We start from the raw sequence: 318 nt of genomic DNA, 5'->3' as shown, positions 1-318 counted from the left end.
ATCTGTAGAAAGTTCTACCTCATAGTTCCCGTTGTTTTCGAGTTCGGCTTCTTCAATGGTAGCTCCTGAAAAATGAGTGCTTATAAAGTTCCTGATCTTCTCCGGCAGATCTGCAGCGGCAATATCCTCGTCTCCAAAAACATCATCACTGTCATCATCGATTCCAAGGAAATTTCCCTGGGCATCAAAAACAAGTTCGGTTCCATTATTAAGCTCTACTTCAAACTGGCCATTGTCTTCTACCTCAGCTTCCCGAATAGTATTCTCGGGATAATTAGTACTGATGTAAGTAAGAATGGCCTGCGGAAGTGCCGCGGA

At 43.7% G+C, this 318-nt stretch carries 1 protein-coding gene; it reads right to left on the bottom strand.

The features are described from left to right. The coding region (locus HC175_RS22290) for a PepSY-like domain-containing protein (RefSeq protein WP_209310207.1) at positions 1 to 318 on the bottom strand (318 nt) is incomplete at both ends.

This window comes from Salinimicrobium oceani, from assembly GCF_012037645.1.
This window is presented reverse-complemented; position numbering and strand designations above follow the sequence as displayed.